Below are 16,872 nucleotides of genomic sequence, written 5' to 3' on the forward strand. Positions count from 1 at the left end.
TCTACTTCCCCATACTTAGTGCTAATTTTTCTACTTCTGTTATTGGGATAGGTTTTGAGTAGTAAAACCCTTGAGCAATATCACACTTAGAATTTTGCAAAAATTCTATATGTTCTTTTGTTTCCGGTCCCTCTGCAACTATTTTTAATGATAGTGATTTTGACATACTGATAATCGCATTTGTAATAGCAATGTCATCTTTGTCATTTGGAATATCTTTTATGAACTCTCTATCAATTTTCAACTTATCTATAGGCAGTTTTTTCAGATAACTCAAAGAAGAGTATCCGGTGCCAAAATCATCAATAGATATAGAAACACCTAATTTTTTAAGTCTTGATAATATTTTTACAGTCTCGTTGATATTTTCCATAATAACACTCTCTGTAATCTCTAACTCTAAAAGTCTGCCATCTATTTTAGTCCTCTCTATTGCCGCTTCAATATATGAATACAGATCTTGATGTAAAACTTGTTTAGCTGAGACGTTTATAGAGAGAGTGGCTTCACTCATATGAGTACCCTTCCATAGAGCCAATTGATCACATGCCTGGTCTATAATCCATTCCCCTATAGGCATAATCAAGCCACTATTTTCTGCGATAGGTATAAAGTCAAGAGGAGAGATTAATCCTTTTATCGGATGCTGCCATCTTATAAGTGCTTCAACTCCAACTATTTCTTCATTACATAGTGATACCTGAGGTTGAAAAAGTAAAAAGAGTTCATTATTTTCTAAAGCTTTATGAAGTTCACTCTCAAGCATAAGACGGTTTGAAGATAGATTTAGCATATCAGCATTAAAGAAAGAGTACTTGCTTCTGCCTGACTGCTTTGCGTCATACATCGCAACATCTGCATTTCTTAAAAGCAATTCTGCATCTTGTGCGTCATCCGGATAGATTGCAATACCTATAGATGCTGTGGTATAGACTTCATAAGTATTTAATATAAATGGCTTTTTAAGTACTTCATGAATCTTAATCATTGTCTTTTCTATGGTCAGTTCACTCTGTACGTTTGAGAATAAAAATACAAATTCATCCCCTCCAAAGCGCGAGAGCATATCATATTCTTTTATTTCATCTTTAAGACGTTTTGCAACTTTTTGAAGTAACATATCTCCTAGTGTATGTCCTAGTGAGTCATTGATAGTTTTAAAGTTGTCAAGATCCATGAAGACTAGAGCAAAATTATTTTTATTTTTATTCACCATACTTGTTATTTTATCAATATAAGCATGACGATTAGGAAGACCGGTCAGACTATCATGATTTGCAAAGTATTCTAGTTCGTCTTTAGCTTTTTTCTCTTTATTGTATACGAACCGAAAAAGTATCATACCCACAAGCCAAAAGATAATATGAATTATAAGTGTCTTCTTGTAAGAGCTCATTGCAAGTTTATAAATTTCGGCCATTGGAACAATTACACTAACTCCTCCGGCTGTTTTATTGTTTATATAGGATTCTTGATGACCGTGACAAGTCAGACATCCAGAGGTAACTTCCATTGGACGGATAAGACGCATATATGCCTCATTATTGACTTTAGTAAGTTCTACTATTTCTTTGATTGAGTCATCTTTTATAAACTTTTTTAGTGCATCTCTTTCCCATGCATCCGGTGCGCTACTTGGATTTAAAATCTCTAAGGCTGTGATATGCCCTTTTGCCCCATAAAGTCCTGAGTACTCATCCATCATCTGTCTTAACATATATGCCGGATTCATAAGTGTTAGCTTTTTCCCTGTAACTGTTGTCACATCCCTCTCAGGTATGTGACTTAAGTATGGACTTGGCGGTGTTCTCTTCATATCTACAGGGACATAGACTCCACCATGAGTAGTTGCCCACTGTCTAAATGCCTGATCTTTATCAAAGTTGGCACTGGCAACATTACGGGCAGTCTCAAAACTTTGCTGATACTGATTAAATGCGGAAAATGCTAGAGATGCAACGACTGTAAGTGTCCAGACAAGCATAGTAATAATTTTTAGATTGAATAATTTTTTCATAGCTCTTTTCGTTGCTTGTTAAATGTTAATTTAATTATAATACTTAACAACTTAATATTGTCCCTTATTAGTGAACTAAATAATTTATCAATATATTTTAGATAAACTTACTTCAGATATTAACAAACTAAATAAGGTATTTTTCAAATGAAACAAAGAGTCTTACTTGTACATGGATGGGGAGGGAGTGATTATCCTCATTGGCAAAGCTGGCTAGCAGCAGAAATTGCCAAGGATTATGGATGTGTTAGTTTTTTAAAACTATCAGACTTTGAGTTTCCAAATAAAAAAAGATGGAAACAAGAACTTTTAAAAGAAATTGATGATTTTAATCCGACTATAGTTATTTGTCACTCTCTTGCAAACACTCTTTGGTTTCATCTTTGTAATGAAGAAAAAATAGCCGATGTGGAGAAACTGTTTTTAGTAGCACCTCCTAGTTTAAACTCTCAGATAGATGAGATAGAAAACTTTTTTCCTGTAACAGCTCCTAAAAATCTTCATGCTAAAGAAGTTTTACTTGTATGCTCTACTAATGACCCATATATGGAGCTAGAAGAAGCGAAAGCATTACAAAAAGAACTAAATGTTGATATGAAAGTTTTAGAAGATGCCGGACACATAAATGCAGATAGTGGTTTTGGTCCTTGGACTTGGATGCTAAATAAGTTAAAATAGATACAATTACAAAAAAGGAATTTTTAAACCATGAACGATACAGTAGAAGAATTAGAATCAGAACTGCAAGAAGTTTTACTAAACATAGATAATATAGCAGCAAGAGTTGTAAAGAAAGAGTTAGACGCTTACGAAGGTTTCGTTGAATCTGAAAAATGGAAGAACAGAGTTGTTGAGATTGGTTACGCTTTAAAAGAGAAGGGTATAGACATTACTACAAGAACTGAGTAAATATTTTTTGTGCTATAATTAGCGTATGTACAGTTAAAGGAGTTGTTATGAATGTAACTCGTTATACATTTCAATCACCTTATCCAAGCCAAGTTCAGGTTGGTAGACCTGACCCTAGTTCAAAGCAGGAAAGCAGTGCACCAGACACTGGTTCAGAGATTATTAAAAGTACTAACACCTCTCTCGCAAATGCACAAAGTTTTCAAGCAACACAAACTAGTGAAGTGAAGCCTACTGTTGGTTCTAGTCCTCTTTTAGACACGTATGCTTAACCCGACGCTTTACTTTCTCAGATCTTCTGAGCAGAAAATTGCGGCGGATATGCTTCGCTATTCAATGCGACTGGATGAATTAAACAAACCCCTAACCGATTTCCCTGCACTAGATATTTATCAGAAATTTTATGGACTATCTACTAAAGACTTAGGTCTCTATGCACTGGTAGACAACAAAATATCCGGAGCTATATGGATACGTCTTCTTAAAGCTGAAGATGGTGCTATGGGTTACGTAGATGCAAATACACCTGTGCTAAATATAGCAGTCATTCCAGAGTTGAGAAGTAAAGGAATCGGTTTCGCTATGCTTAATCAACTTTTACAAGAAGCGGGTGCCGTTTTTGAGCAAGTCAGTGTTAGTGTTTTACAAGACTCTAAAGCTGTAAAACTTTTTGAGAAGTTTGGCTTTGTGATAGTTGAAGCTTCTGAGGGCAAAAGCCCTGTTGATGGAAGTGACGTCTTTACGATGCTCAAAAAACTAGAGAAAAAAGAAGTAGTCAGACCAACTGATGGATATGATCCAAGAAGATGGATGGACTAATTCTAAATATCTAAGTCGTCAAAAAACTCATCTGCAGTTAGAGGCTTATTGCTCTCATCTTCCATAGGTTTTTGTTGTAGGCTCAACTCTTGATATGCAAGATACATATTGAGAGCTTCTGTAAGCATTCTTTGTTTATCTTTACCAATCTCTACAGATAATATATCTAACTCTTGCGAAAGTTCTAGTGGTATATCAAATGTTATTGATTCTACTTTTTCATTCATAATCGGTTCTCTATTTTTTAAATTGTCTAATTATAGCCATCTTCGTATTATTGCTGTATAATTTCAAAAACAAACAAAAGGCTTCTCTCATGGCAAAGCATCCAACACTCTTAGAACAATTCCGCTCTTTTTACTTTCAAAACAACCCTATAGATATGGAACAGGCAATAAAGTACTTTTCTGTATTTGGCGGAATGAGCTGGAGTGTTGATATGGGTGTGCCTCTAGAAGAGCTTATAGAGAGTAAAGTTTTAAACAACTATAGATATATTCATGCAGATATTACAAAGATTACGGAGAGTGATAGACACTCTCACCTGCTTTTAAGCGGCATCGCTATGGGAGACCGTCGTACTCACTCTGCTCTAAAGAAAGCCCGCATCTCAAGATCTGACGGTGAATACGCTTTGGAAAATCTTTATGAAAGAGGTATGCTCGAAGCTGAGTACTCACTGGAATCTCCGCCTAACTCAGAAGACAACATAGATGAAAAACTAAACTTTACAAAACCGTTTATGCGCTTTTGGTTCTCTTTTGTATCTCCTTTTTTCAAAGGTATCAGAGACGGTGACTACAAAGAAAGCAAAGAAAGCTTTGCCAACCGCCAACAAGAGTTCTCTGAACTTATCTTTACAAAACTTGCAATGGAAGTTATGAAAAAAAGTTTTAAAGAGGACCCTATTACAGAGATAGGAAGCTACTGGGACAGAAATACTGAGATAGATATCTTAGCAAAAACCAAGTCTGGCAAGATCGTTGCGGGCATCTGTAAAAACTCTAACTCTAAAGCGAAAAAAACAGAGCTTACAAAACTAAAAGAACAATGCGAGAAGGCTGAACTCACTGCTGATATAAATGTTGTTATATCAAAGAATGGTTTTTCAAATGAGCTTAAAACTCTAAAAGGTGCAGACTTAAGACTATTTGCTCTTAAAAACTTCAAAAGTCTTGTAGAAGACCTAAGTGAGAGAGATTTCATAGAATGCAGTGGGAAAAGATATTAATAACATGAAAAGAAAAGTTGCTTACCAAGGTGTAAAAGGTGCTTACTCTCACCTAGCATGCTACAATCAGTTTCCTGAGTATGAAGCTATCGCTTGTAAATCATTTGATGAGACTATGTATCTCGTTGAAGAGAATGAAGCTGACGTAGCGATGATCCCTATGGAAAACTCAACGGCCGGTAGGGTTGAAGAGATATACAGACTTATACCAAAGATGAAACTACACATCATAGATGAGTATTATCAGCCCGTAAACCACTGTCTACTTGCTCTTCCAGGAACTAAGATAGAAGATATCAAAAGTGTATCATCTCATCCTCAGGCACTAGCTCAATGTAAGAGTCACATAGAAAAGTACAATCTAGAAGCTATTGCCAAGTTTGATACAGCAGGTTCGGCAGAAGAACTTATAAATATGCAGGACAAAACTCACTCTGCCATAGCATCCAGCTTAGCAGCAGAGATATATGACTTAGAGATTTTAGAAGAAGAATTTCAAGATCTTAAAAACAACACTACACGTTTTCTTGTTCTCTCTAAAAAGCATATTGTTCCTGCGTTTGATGAAAAAGAAAAGTACATTACCTCTATTATCTTTGAAGTAAGAAATATACCTGCAGCACTCTACAAAGTACTTGGCGGCTTTGCGACTAACAGCGTAAATATCATCAAAATAGAGAGTTATTCCGGCAGTGGCACTCTTACGCTTTCTCAGTTTCACATCGACATAGACGGGCATCCAGATGAGACAAATGTAAAACTGGCACTTGAAGAGTTAGCCTACTTTGCCAACAGCGTAAAGATGCTTGGAACTTATATACCTCACTCTATGAGAGAGAACTTACGAGCTTGATTTAACCGACATACATCAAGATAAGTAACATTATTTTTAGATACACTTATTCAAAGTGAAAAAAAATGACAGAAGAAAAATTTATCCATGACAGTCAAACTGTTTTAAAGTTTATTCAATGCTACTGTGACAGTGAGCATTTTAAAGCCCAAAAAAGTAAAGACTGCATCAACCTTAACTACAACAATAAAGACCTAAACGAAGAGATACACTACACCCTGTGTGAAAAGTGCGAAGAGACTCTTCACTACTCATACCTCAAACTTCAAGAATGCCCGCACGACGAAAAACCAAGCTGTAGAAAATGCCCAAAACCGTGTTATGACAAAGCAGAATGGAAACTTTTAGCAAAGATTATGAGATACAGCGGGTTGAGATTTGGCATCCTCAAAATCAGAAAAAAACTCTTTGGTAGATTTCAGAAGAGTGCTTAAAACACTAAGGTATAAAAAACACTACGACCGTTTCCGTGACTCTGCATAACACCCTTTTCAACCAAGTCGGACAAATCTCTGCTTGATGTTAATCTCGTAGCTTTTGTTATAGAGATATATTTACTAACTTTCATACCACCTTCAAACTCTTGCGGCAGAGATGCGAGCATCTTTAAAATGACTTTTTTTTGTCTATCGTTTAGTTTTGTGTTTATATGCTTATCCCAAAACATGGCTTTTGTTTTAACTGTTTGAACTTTTATAAGTGTCTGTTCTATGGACTCAGTTAGCAGTTCAACAAACCACTTCATCCATAGACTGATATCTAAATCATCTTTCACACAAACTCTGTCAAGTGTTTGATAGTACTCTTTTCTATGAGCATGAATTGTTGTAGCAACTGAGTAGAAGTTTGCATTTACAAGATTTGACTTACTTAAAACATAATCACTAATCGCTCTTGCTATCCTACCGTTTCCATCATCAAAAGGGTGTATAAGTAAGAACCACAGATGCGCTATAGAAGCTTTGTAGATAATCTCAGATGCGTCAACTTCTTCATTTAACCAAACAAGATATTCATTCATCATCTTATCCATCATACTAGATGGTGGTGCTTTATAGTGAACTTTTTCTTTTTCCCATGAGCCTGAGACTATCTGCATCTCTTGGGCATCTACTCTATATGCACCGACTTGAATCTTTTTAAAACCTGACTGACCAGTAGGAAAGAGTGCTTTATGCCAAGTCATAAGTCTATCTTTACTAAGTGGCTCACCTGAGTTTTGTTTAGCATCTATGATAATCTCTACTAAAGCATCAGTCTGGTTTGTGTGACTGTAGTCATCTTCAAACCCAAGTCTGAGGATTTTGTTTATAGAAGAGCGAACAGAAGAACGCTGTAGCATCTCACCTTCTATGGCAGAAGTAGCTACTGCTTCATCCTCTAACACATCAAGAAGCAGTTCTTTTGAATCCGAGTCATTCATAAACTTCTCAACAGTCTGTAACTGACCAAGCTTGTAAAACAATTCTTCTAGTTTTGGTTTTGTGTAAGTAAAATCTGGAAAGTTTTCACTCTCCCAAATCCACTTTTTTTCATAATGATACGATTCCATAAGCTAATTGTATCATTTTTTGATATGATTATGGGTTTTTATTGTATCATTTTCAGACGAGAATAAAATTTAATCTTGTGGATGTAACTTGAATATTTCAAGAGCATTCTGTAAATGAGACTTTATTTTTGGATTATCTTCACTATTAATCAAACTTTCCAATTCTTTAAAGCCCCATCCTTTCAAAGAAACACTTTTATACTTATCTTTCCAATTTTGAAGCTTATTAGTTATATCTTTATTATTTTTTATGTCCTTTATTATTTCAAGCATGTCATACTTAATCATTTCTTCTTTATTAGAAGCATATTTTTCAAGAAACTTACTTACTAAACCTTCATCAATAGTAATATTAGTAATAATTGACAATTCGTAAAGATTTAAAAATGATTGTTTGTATTGTTCATGATTTTCTGGAACTTTTTTATAACAACTAATTGCTTTTTCATATTCATTTATTTTTCCATAACTAATACCTAGATTAACAATAACTTGAACATAATTTGGATTTATAATCAATGCTTCTTCGTATACTTTAATAGCTTTTTCATCTTCATCAAGCTTACCATATACATAACCTAAATTATTATATGCTACTATGTTTTTCGGATTTAATTCAATTACTTTGTTGTAGGCATTAGCAGCATTTTTGTAGTCATTTTGATTAGTGTATCTCATTGCTAACACATACCAATCATTTTCAGTTTTGTCTTGTTTATTTTTTACTTCTTCAGACAGCTTTTGTAATAATTCTTTTTCTTCTACTGAAAATTCTTTTGTCTGGTTTACTATATCCTCAGACATAGTATTTATAAAATCTTCTACCTCTTTTTCAGTTTTAATTTTTATTTTTTCAAGTAAGTCTTTATACTCTTTAATAGTTTTTTCCAACTCTTTAATTTTATCATTAGTCTTACCATCAATTAGTTTTACGACATAACCCTTAATATTGTTAATACCCAAAAAAGTTACTAGCAAGAACAATGCTCCTACTACACCAAGTATAACTTGAAACGTAGTCAATTGCTTATCATATAAATTTCTATTATTCTCAGCTTCATTTTGATAATTTTCTTTTATTGTATTAATTTTTAATTTAAAAGTTTCGTTATCTTTTATTAAGTCTTGCACTTGACTTTTTAAAACATCTTTTTCTTTTATTAGTTGCCCAACTTTATATTCCAATAATTTTGTATCCTGAGCTTTTGCATATAACAACGATGAAGTAAGCATTATAATAACAAGTAAAAATTTAAACAAATAAAATCCTTTAGAATATTTTCAATGATTATATCTTATATAGATTTTTAACACCAATAAAACAGTATAATTCCCTAAAAAAGAAACAACCATGCAAAACCTAATAACCCTACTAACACAAAAAACAAACCTAAAAAAAGAACATATTGAAAGTATTTTAAAACTTTTAGATGAAGGTGCTACTATTCCTTTTATCGCCCGTTATCGTAAAGAGATGACTGGTGGTGCTGATGATGAAGTACTTCGTGAGTTTGAGGGCTTGTACATAAGTTCTAAAAATCTTTTGGAGCGTAAAGAAGAGATTTCTCGTTTGATTGCTGAGAGAGCTACTCTTACAGATGCTATAAAGAAGAGCATCTTAGATGCCGAGACTATGAGAGCTTTAGAGGATATTTACAGACCTTATAAAGAAAAAAAGAGCTCTCGTGCTACAACTGCCATGGAAAATGGTCTGACACCTCTTGCTAACACTCTGCAAAGTGCAAGACTAACTGCTTCTGAGTTCAAGCAAGAAGCGAAAAAGTTTGTAAAAGGAAACGTTGCATCTGCCGAAGATGCTATAAAAGGTGCTCAGGATATCTTGGCTGAGAGATATGCGGACTTGCCTCGTGAGCGTGAAGCCATCCGTAACTCTATGCTCCGATTCGGAAATTTAGAAACTAAAAAGACTAAGAACTTTGATGAGAACGGTACTTTTAAAAACTTTGCAGAAAAGTCTGAAAAAGTTGCGTACATCCCATCGCATCGTTATCTTGCCATTATGCGCGGAGTAAAAGAAAAAGAGTTGTCTGTGAAGATTACAACAGACACAGATCGCATAGAAGAAAACATAAAACAGTACAAGATTCCTCGTCATGCATCCAGTTCTAGTGAGTTTCTTTTTGAAGCGTACAAAGATGGACTAAAAAGACTTCTTCTTCCATCGTTAGAGAGAGAAGTTCATGCTGAAGTAAAAGAAAAAGCAGATGTATCTGCCATCAATGTTTTTGGCAAAAACCTCAACCAGCTTCTTATGACTCCACCGGTTACAAAGATGGTTATTTTAGGAGTAGACCCTGCATATGTTAGCGGATGTAAACTAGCTGTTATAGATGATAACGGCAACTACTTGGAATCCGCAGTAATCTACCCCACACAGCCAAAGAACGACTATGAAGGCTCTCGTAAAAAAGTGCTAACACTAACAAACAAATATAACATTACGGGTGTAGCCATTGGCAACGGTACAGGCTCACGCGAGACACAAGAGTTCTTTGCAAGGCTTAACCGAGAAGAAGGTACAAATCTCAACTACACGGTAGTATCTGAAGCAGGTGCGTCTGTCTACTCCGCATCTAAGCTCGCACAAGATGAGTATCCTGATCTGGATGTGACTATTCGCGGTGCTATATCTATAGCTCAGAGACTTCGTGACCCGATGGCAACATTGGTAAAAATAGACCCTAAGTCTCTTGGCATTGGACAGTATCAACACGATGTAGATCAAAAGCTTTTAGCTAAAAGACTAGATGATGTAACTTGTGACTTGGTAAACCGTGTAGGTGTAGATATCAACTCTGCGTCTGCATCTCTGCTCTCACATGTTGCAGGCATCGGTGCTAAGATAGCTCAGAACATCATCTCTTTTCGTAATGAGAACGGCAACTTTACTACAAAAGATGAACTACTAAAAGTAAAAGGTCTAGGCAAAAAAGCTTACGAGCAGGCAGCCGGATTTATCCGTATTAAAAACGGCAAAAATATCTTTGACAACTCTGGCATCCACCCTGAGAGTTATGCAGTAGCTAAACAGCTAAACGGGTTAGACCTTAAAACTATAGATGCAGATGCAAAGTCTAAAGAGTTAGAAGTTGGAAAAGAGACTTTAAAGGACATCATTAAAGAGCTCTTAAAGCCCGGTTTTGATCCAAGAGAGGATTTACCTGCGATTCCATTTAAAGATGACGTAACGGACATTAAAATGCTCAAGGAAGGTAGTTTTGTCTCGGGTGTGGTTCGCAATATTGCAGACTTTGGTGCGTTTGTTGATATCGGTCTAAAAAATGACGGTATGATTCATATATCAAAGATGAGTGAAAAGCGTATCTCTCATCCTTTAGAAGTCCTGTCTTTAAACCAGTTTTTACCACAAATTGAAGTAGTCTCTGTAGATAATGAAAAAGGCAAAGTCGGACTTAGTCTTTTAAAAACTTTTTGAGCATGTCGTAAAGCTGAGTTTCATCTATAGGCTTAGACAGATACTCATCCATTCCCTCTTTTAAGAAGCGTTCTCTATCTCCCTCCATAACATTTGCAGTAAGGGCGATGATAGGTCCGCATCTGTCTCCATGTTTTTCTCGGATGTGATGCATAGATGTTATACCATTCATATTTGGCATATTTTCATCCATAAGTATAAGCTGATGAATCTTTGGGTCGTACATATCTAGTGCTTCTTTACCATCGTTTACTATGTCACACTCTACACCTATCTCTTCAAGTAAAAGTTCAATAAGCATCTGGTTTGTTTTATTATCCTCAGCTACTAAGACTTTTCCTCTAAGAGTTTTCTTGACCTTCTCAGCTTCATCAATTTTCGCTTTTATTATGACATAAGAAGGCATCTTTTGCAGAGGAATCTTAACAGTAAATGTTGAGCCTTTGCCCTCTTCGCTCTCAAGTGTAAGCTTTCCGTTCATCAACTCTATAAGCTTTTGAGTGATGCTAAGTCCTAAACCTGTTCCTCCATACTTTCTTGTAGTAGAACCATCTGCTTGAACAAAAGGTTTAAAGATCTTATCCTGGACATCAATAGGCATACCGATGCCGGTATCTTTTACAACTATAAAAAAATCTCCCTCTTTATAGTCAATATCAAGAGTTATCGTCCCCCCATCTGGTGTAAACTTAATAGCATTAGATAACAAGTTAAGAATAATTTGACTTATTCTAAACCAGTCCCCGATAAAAACACCTTTTAAATCATTGCTTATATGTGTTTGGAAAACTATCTCTTTTTCACTAAGTAGCCCTTCAAACTGTTGAGAATATTCTTGAAGTTCAACATAGGCGTTGAACTCATGTGCTTCTACAGTGAACTCGCCTGTTTTTATTTTTGCGAGATCTAAGATATCGTTTATGAGATTCAGTAGTTGCTTAGAACTTGTACCTATGTGACGTAGATACTCTAAATGTTTTTTATCAACTACCTGTTTGTTTAAAATGTTTAAGAATCCAAGAATAGCATTTAGTGGTGTACGAATCTCATGGGACATGTTTGAGAAGAACTCTTCTTTAACTTTTTGCGCTGTTATGTCGTGACGAATAGAGCTATAACCAACTAACCTTCTATTGTAATCATAATCAGGGAGGATTGTGCTTCTTACCCAGTAGAACTCTCCAGCTTTATTTTTATTTTTTATGTCCCCCTCCCAAGCCTGACCTTCTTTGATACTTTTCCACATATCTTCATAGAACTCTTTTGGCATATCAGGATGGCGTACTATGTTGTGGGATCGTCCCATAAGTTCTTTCTCTGAGTAACCGCTAATATCACAAAACGCCTTACTTGCATAGGTAATAAAACCGTTTAAGTCTGTCTTTGAAGCTATCACATTCTGGCCAAAAGATTTAACTGTTTCATTTAACTTATACTGCTTCTCTTTCAACTCTTCTTGACGTTTTTTTTCTAAATTTGTAAAATATGATACAACTATATAGATTAAGATTACAAGTAAAAGCCCTGATACCAGAAGCGTAATGTTTATATAGCCAATAATAATATCATACCGTTTTCTTTGCTCTTGTACAGGAATGATTACTTCAAGAACCCCGCGAACATCACCAAGTTTCCAATCTTTTTTTGAACTATCATGTCTCGTGTTATGGCAGTTGACACATGACATATCATTCATAACATCTCCTATTGCGACTCTCACAACTTCTACGCCGTCTATAATATCATCAGAAATAATCGGCTCTAAAGCACCGCTGTCTCTAAAGTAGCTTATAGATTTTTTTTCAAAGGCATCAAGTACTCTATTCTCACGATTTGGGAAGGGGTAGTCACTGTAGAGTTTAAACTGCATACCCTTAACATTTTTAGTTATATTTTCGCTTATATCATGAATAAAAGTAGCAGGAAGAGGAATGGTGTCTAAGATATGTTTATGATTTGAATCAACTTTAAGATCTGAATACTTAAGAACTTTACTTATGATATTCTTGCTGTAATATTGGCGTAACTCTTTATACTGTTCTATAGTTCTAACAGCATGTTCAACCCTGTCCTCACGCATACTTTTCTCATGCAAAGAAGAGGACACTTTTGTAATAATCAAAACTTCTACGATTATGAGCAAGATGATGGGGAGAAAAATCTTAAACTTGGCTATGGGTGACAATTTATCTTCCTCCATCATCTTTAAAAATAATAATTTACAATAATTATAACCAAACTACTTAAGAACATAGTATGAATCATTTATATTAGCCGATACCGTAAGCAGTCACTAAGCAAAATCTTTTTTTCTTATTTGTGTTAAAATAACAAAAAACTATTTAGGACTCATATGCAAAGAAGAGATTTCTTTAAATTATCACTTGCGGCTTCTGCAGTTGCACTTACAAGACCTGCATCTGCTCTTACAAGAGAGCCTTTAGATTCTCAAAGTGTCTCAAAAGTTGCATTTCCTGAGAAAAGACCGCTAATAACATACTCTGACAGACCTCCTATCTTAGAAACCCCAATAGAAGTTTTTACAAAAGCTATAACTCCAAATGATGAGTTTTTTGTTAGATGGCATATGCCGCGTATCCCTACTCATGTCAGCATCGATACTTACAGAATCAAAGTTAGCGGTGAAGTTGAGAATCCTCTATACCTTTCACTTCAAGAGCTTAAAACCGACTATGAACAAGTAACACTAACTGCTGTAATGCAGTGTGGAGGAAACTCTCGTTCAGCATTTGTACCGACAACCAGTGGTATCCAATGGGGCAACGGAGCTATGGGCTGCGCTTCTTGGAAAGGAGTTAGACTAAAAGATGTTCTAAAAAAAGCAGGTCTTACTAAAGATGCAAATTGGATAGGCTTAAATGGTGATGACAAAGCAGCTTTTCATAAGACTGAAAACTTTATGAGAGAGCTTGAACTTCATGAAATAAAAGATGACGTTATCATTGCTTATGAGATGAACGGTGAAGATCTGCCATATCTAAACGGTTATCCAGTTCGTCTTGTTATTCCAGGATCATTCTCAGACAGTTGGGTGAAGATGCTAAGCAACATCACTGTTATGAAAGAGTATAAAGAGCTTTACTACATGGACACTGCTTACCGTGTACCTGACAATGAGTGTGAGTGTGAGACACCTGATAATCTTTCTAAAAAAACTAAACCAATAACAACCATGAATATAAAATCTGTTATAGGTTATCCAACCAGTAACACAAGAATAGATGCCAACTCAAATGTAATACTAAAAGGTGTAGCTTTTGACAGTGGAAACGGGATAAAAGAAGTTCTAATCTCTGTAGATGCCGGAAAAAGCTGGTCTCCTGCTGAACTTGGCAAAGAGTTGTCTTTACATGCTTTTAGAGAGTTCAAGTTTGCGTTCAGACCTAAGAGTAAAGGAAAAATGACACTTATGGCTAAAGCTATTAATACTCTTGGCGAAGAACAGCCATTTGCAAAAGATATAAAATGGAATCACGGTGGATACAAATACAACGGCATCGATAGTGTTACTATCACAGTGCTGTAAGGAGATATGATGAAGAAAATATTATTAATAACACTATTTTTAGCATCTAGCCTCTTTGCTGAGTATGCCCAGAAAGTACAACTGCCAAGTATTACATTTCAAATGGCTGAAGATGAAAACTTCAAAGCGATGCAGAGAAACTGTCAATGGTGTCACTCTTATGGTTATATACTAAACCAAGGAAAGCAGTCTAGAAAATTTTGGAACAAGTCAGTTGTTAAGATGAGAGAAGTCTATAAAGCTCCTATAACCGCTAGAGATGAAAAAACAGTTACTGATTACCTATTTAAACACTATGGTAACGGTGAGCTAGAGTAACTGTTTAAAGGTTTACCAAAATGCTAACATGGTATCTTGGCATATTTATATCTGTAAAGATACCATCAGGATTATATATATTGAACTTTTCAAGACCATCTTTGCCATCAACAGCTACGGACAATCTCATCAAAAAATCTCTCAAGCATAAGCAGAGTTGAGACTCTCGTCTCTTCATTATCTTCTACGTAAAGAAGTTTTAGTTTTTTAATATTCATTTTTATATTCCTACTAAAATAATTTCTGTAGACTTGGTATAATTCGACTTATTAAACACAAACTAAAAGAGCATCATGATACAACTAAATAATATCTCTAAAAGTTTCTCTTCTCAAGAGCTTTTCTCAAACCTAAACTTTAAACTAAACGGTGGAAATCGTGTCGGTCTTGTAGGTCGAAACGGTAGCGGGAAATCTACTCTTTTTAAACTCATACTTGGCGAAGAAAGTTCTGACAGTGGTGAAGTTATCATCCCTAAGGGTTATAAAATAGGTACTCTAAAACAGCATCTTACATTTAGCCAATCTTCGCTTAGAGAAGAAGCAGCTCTAGCTCTTGAAGAAGAGATGCAGTACGATGTTTACAGAGTTGAGAAGATTCTTTTTGGTCTTGGTTTTGTTCAAGAAGATCTAGATAAAGATCCTCTCTCTTTTTCTGGTGGTTATCAGATACGTATCAACCTTGCAAAACTTTTAGTAACCGAGCCAAACCTGCTTCTTTTAGATGAGCCTACCAACTACTTGGATATCGTCTCTCTTAGATGGTTAAAATCTTTTTTAAGAGCCTTTGAGGGTGAGGTTATACTTATTACCCACGATAGAGATTTTATGGACTCCGTCTCAACTCATACGATGGGACTTGTTCGCAAAAAAATAGAGATAATTCCTGGAGATACTCATAAGTTCTATGAGCAACTTAGTGCAAATGACGAACTTCATACAAAACAGAAAATCGCACAAGACAAAAAAGTCAAAGAGCTTGAAGAGTTTATAGCTAAAAATAAAGCCCGTGCTTCTACAGCAACAAGGGCACAGTCAAAAGTAAAAGAGTTAGAGAAGATGGATTTACTAGAAGACCTTAGTTTTGATGACTCTTTGAAATTTGATTTTAACTTCAAAGATACACCTGCAAAAGTTCTGCTTGATGTAAAAGACTTGAGCTTTGGTTATACACCTGAAAATATTCTCTTTGAAAAGATATCTTTCACATTGCAAAAGGGTGAGTGTCTTGGCATCATCGGTAAAAACGGTAAGGGTAAATCAACTCTTTTAAATACTATTGCAGGTGAGCTAAAACAACTTAGCGGTAACGTTGATTTTCACGGTACGACTTCTTTTGCTCACTTTGGTCAGACGAACATCGCTCATCTAAGTGATAAGAACACTGTTATGGATGAGATTTATGTAGGAAATCCCACACTATCAGAAGCAAGTGTAAGAAGCATCTGTGGTGGAATGATGTTTAGCGGAGATGCAGCTAAGAAGAAGATATCACTTCTCTCAGGTGGAGAAAAAAGTCGTGTAATGTTGGGGCAGATTATAGCTAGAAATGTAAACCTTCTCTTTCTTGATGAGCCTACCAATCACCTTGATATGGATAGTATTGAAGCACTGACTAAGGCTATAAAAGGCTTCAATGGTTCAGTTATCATAGTAACTCACTCCGAAGAACTTCTTCGAAGAGTCTGTGGAAGACTTATTATCTTTGCAAAAAATGGTGCAGAGTATTTTGACGGTGGTTATGATGATTTCTTAGAAAAGATTGGCTGGGAAGAAGAGGAGCAAGAAGAAAAAGTAAAAGCTGCTCCAAAAGGCAATCAAAAAGAAAACAAAAAACTAAAAGCTGAGATGGTTAGAGAAAGAAATAAAGTAACTTCTTCTCTAAAGAAAAAAGTTGAAAAGCTAGAGAGTAAAATTATGAAGATAGAAGAGCTGTTAGAGCTTCATCATAAAGAGCTTATAGAAGTATCAAACTCTGGAGACAGCGCTTCACTTATGGAGCTTTCAAAACTTGTATCAGATGAAGAGAAACAAGTCGAAGATGCATTTGAAGAACTTGAAGTTGCACAGACAGAACTTGATGAAATCAACGAGGACTACAATAAGAGATTTCTAATCACCTAAAAGTGTGATTTATTATTATTTAAAAATTTTGTATAATCTTTGTATA

17 protein-coding genes are annotated in these 16,872 nt (G+C 35.4%); 11 read left to right on the forward strand and 6 right to left on the reverse strand.

The window, feature by feature from the left end:
- Nucleotide 1: 1 nt before the first annotated feature.
- The gene (locus ABZC13_RS06740; protein ID WP_373001636.1) at nucleotides 2-2,017 is read right to left on the reverse strand and encodes an EAL domain-containing protein; all 2,016 of its coding nucleotides are present in this window, start codon (nucleotides 2,015-2,017) and stop codon (nucleotides 2-4) included.
- Nucleotides 2,018-2,164: 147 nt separating this feature from the next.
- On the opposite strand from ABZC13_RS06740, the gene ABZC13_RS06745 reads away from it, so the two are divergent.
- The 4 genes from ABZC13_RS06745 to ABZC13_RS06760 are packed head-to-tail and all read left to right on the forward strand — an operon-like array spanning nucleotide 2,165 to nucleotide 3,745.
- Nucleotides 2,165-2,695 carry an RBBP9/YdeN family alpha/beta hydrolase gene (locus tag ABZC13_RS06745; RefSeq protein WP_373001638.1) on the forward strand — a complete coding sequence of 177 codons (531 nt, stop codon included), beginning with the start codon at nucleotides 2,165-2,167 and terminating at the stop codon, nucleotides 2,693-2,695.
- Between the two features lie 30 nt (nucleotides 2,696-2,725).
- The gene (locus tag ABZC13_RS06750; protein ID WP_373001640.1) at nucleotides 2,726-2,926 is read left to right on the forward strand and encodes a hypothetical protein; all 201 of its coding nucleotides are present in this window, start codon (nucleotides 2,726-2,728) and stop codon (nucleotides 2,924-2,926) included.
- A gap of 47 nt (nucleotides 2,927-2,973) precedes the next feature.
- The gene (locus tag ABZC13_RS06755; protein ID WP_373001642.1) at nucleotides 2,974-3,198 is read left to right on the forward strand and encodes a hypothetical protein; all 225 of its coding nucleotides are present in this window, start codon (nucleotides 2,974-2,976) and stop codon (nucleotides 3,196-3,198) included.
- The gene (locus tag ABZC13_RS06760) at nucleotides 3,191-3,745 is read left to right on the forward strand and encodes a GNAT family N-acetyltransferase (protein WP_373001644.1); all 555 of its coding nucleotides are present in this window, start codon (nucleotides 3,191-3,193) and stop codon (nucleotides 3,743-3,745) included. The genes ABZC13_RS06755 and ABZC13_RS06760 overlap by 8 nt, the downstream gene beginning before the upstream one ends.
- Nucleotides 3,746-3,747: 2 nt before the next feature.
- On the opposite strand, the gene ABZC13_RS06765 is transcribed toward ABZC13_RS06760, so the two are convergent.
- The gene (locus tag ABZC13_RS06765; protein WP_373001646.1) at nucleotides 3,748-3,972 is read right to left on the reverse strand and encodes a hypothetical protein; all 225 of its coding nucleotides are present in this window, start codon (nucleotides 3,970-3,972) and stop codon (nucleotides 3,748-3,750) included.
- Nucleotides 3,973-4,061: 89 nt separating this feature from the next.
- On the opposite strand from ABZC13_RS06765, the gene ABZC13_RS06770 reads away from it, so the two are divergent.
- The 3 genes from ABZC13_RS06770 (at nucleotide 4,062) to ABZC13_RS06780 (ending at nucleotide 6,263) form a co-directional block, all read left to right on the forward strand.
- Nucleotides 4,062-4,976, forward strand: coding sequence for a DUF234 domain-containing protein (locus ABZC13_RS06770; protein ID WP_373001648.1), 915 nt, complete (start codon nucleotides 4,062-4,064; stop codon nucleotides 4,974-4,976).
- Nucleotides 4,977-4,980: 4 nt separating this feature from the next.
- Nucleotides 4,981-5,829, forward strand: a complete 849-nt coding sequence (locus ABZC13_RS06775; protein ID WP_373001650.1) for a prephenate dehydratase — start codon at nucleotides 4,981-4,983, stop codon at nucleotides 5,827-5,829.
- A 65-nt stretch (nucleotides 5,830-5,894) separates the two neighbouring features.
- On the forward strand, nucleotides 5,895-6,263 hold the full coding sequence (locus ABZC13_RS06780) for a nitrous oxide-stimulated promoter family protein (protein ID WP_373001653.1): 369 nt from the start codon (nucleotides 5,895-5,897) through the stop codon (nucleotides 6,261-6,263).
- Here ABZC13_RS06780 and ABZC13_RS06785 read toward each other — a convergent pair.
- Nucleotides 6,260-7,381, reverse strand: a complete 1,122-nt coding sequence (locus ABZC13_RS06785) for a Fic family protein (RefSeq protein WP_373001655.1) — start codon at nucleotides 7,379-7,381, stop codon at nucleotides 6,260-6,262. The genes ABZC13_RS06780 and ABZC13_RS06785 overlap by 4 nt on opposite strands.
- Before the next feature lie 69 nt (nucleotides 7,382-7,450).
- Nucleotides 7,451-8,641, reverse strand: coding sequence for a tetratricopeptide repeat protein (locus tag ABZC13_RS06790; RefSeq protein ID WP_373001657.1), 1,191 nt, complete (start codon nucleotides 8,639-8,641; stop codon nucleotides 7,451-7,453).
- Between the two features lie 91 nt (nucleotides 8,642-8,732).
- Here ABZC13_RS06790 and ABZC13_RS06795 point away from each other — a divergent pair, with 91 nt between their 5' ends.
- A complete protein-coding gene (locus tag ABZC13_RS06795; RefSeq protein ID WP_373001659.1) occupies nucleotides 8,733-10,838 on the forward strand; it encodes a helix-hairpin-helix domain-containing protein in 2,106 nt (701 codons plus the stop codon).
- Here the strand turns inward: ABZC13_RS06795 and ABZC13_RS06800 are convergent.
- Nucleotides 10,816-13,023 carry an ATP-binding protein gene (locus ABZC13_RS06800; protein WP_373001661.1) on the reverse strand — a complete coding sequence of 736 codons (2,208 nt, stop codon included), beginning with the start codon at nucleotides 13,021-13,023 and terminating at the stop codon, nucleotides 10,816-10,818. The two genes, ABZC13_RS06795 and ABZC13_RS06800, sit on opposite strands and share 23 nt — an antisense overlap.
- A gap of 168 nt (nucleotides 13,024-13,191) precedes the next feature.
- Here ABZC13_RS06800 and ABZC13_RS06805 point away from each other — a divergent pair, with 168 nt between their 5' ends.
- Both ABZC13_RS06805 and ABZC13_RS06810 read left to right on the forward strand, forming a co-directional pair.
- On the forward strand, nucleotides 13,192-14,385 hold the full coding sequence (locus ABZC13_RS06805) for a molybdopterin-dependent oxidoreductase (protein ID WP_373001663.1): 1,194 nt from the start codon (nucleotides 13,192-13,194) through the stop codon (nucleotides 14,383-14,385).
- Between the two features lie 9 nt (nucleotides 14,386-14,394).
- On the forward strand, nucleotides 14,395-14,703 hold the full coding sequence (locus ABZC13_RS06810) for a sulfite:cytochrome C oxidoreductase subunit B (RefSeq protein WP_373001665.1): 309 nt from the start codon (nucleotides 14,395-14,397) through the stop codon (nucleotides 14,701-14,703).
- A gap of 4 nt (nucleotides 14,704-14,707) precedes the next feature.
- Here the strand turns inward: ABZC13_RS06810 and ABZC13_RS06815 are convergent, their stop codons facing one another.
- Nucleotides 14,708-14,833: a hypothetical protein gene (locus ABZC13_RS06815; RefSeq protein WP_373001667.1), complete on the reverse strand. Its 126-nt coding sequence runs from the start codon at nucleotides 14,831-14,833 to the stop codon at nucleotides 14,708-14,710.
- Between the two features lie 163 nt (nucleotides 14,834-14,996).
- Here ABZC13_RS06815 and ABZC13_RS06820 point away from each other — a divergent pair, with 163 nt between their 5' ends.
- Entirely contained in the window at nucleotides 14,997-16,826 is a 1,830-nt protein-coding gene (locus tag ABZC13_RS06820) for an ABC-F family ATP-binding cassette domain-containing protein (protein WP_373001668.1), read from the forward strand.
- The last annotated feature ends 46 nt before the right edge of the window (nucleotides 16,827-16,872 follow it).

It is taken from the genome of Sulfurimonas sp. (assembly GCF_041563035.1).
In the GTDB taxonomy this organism is placed as follows: domain Bacteria; phylum Campylobacterota; class Campylobacteria; order Campylobacterales; family Sulfurimonadaceae; genus Sulfurimonas.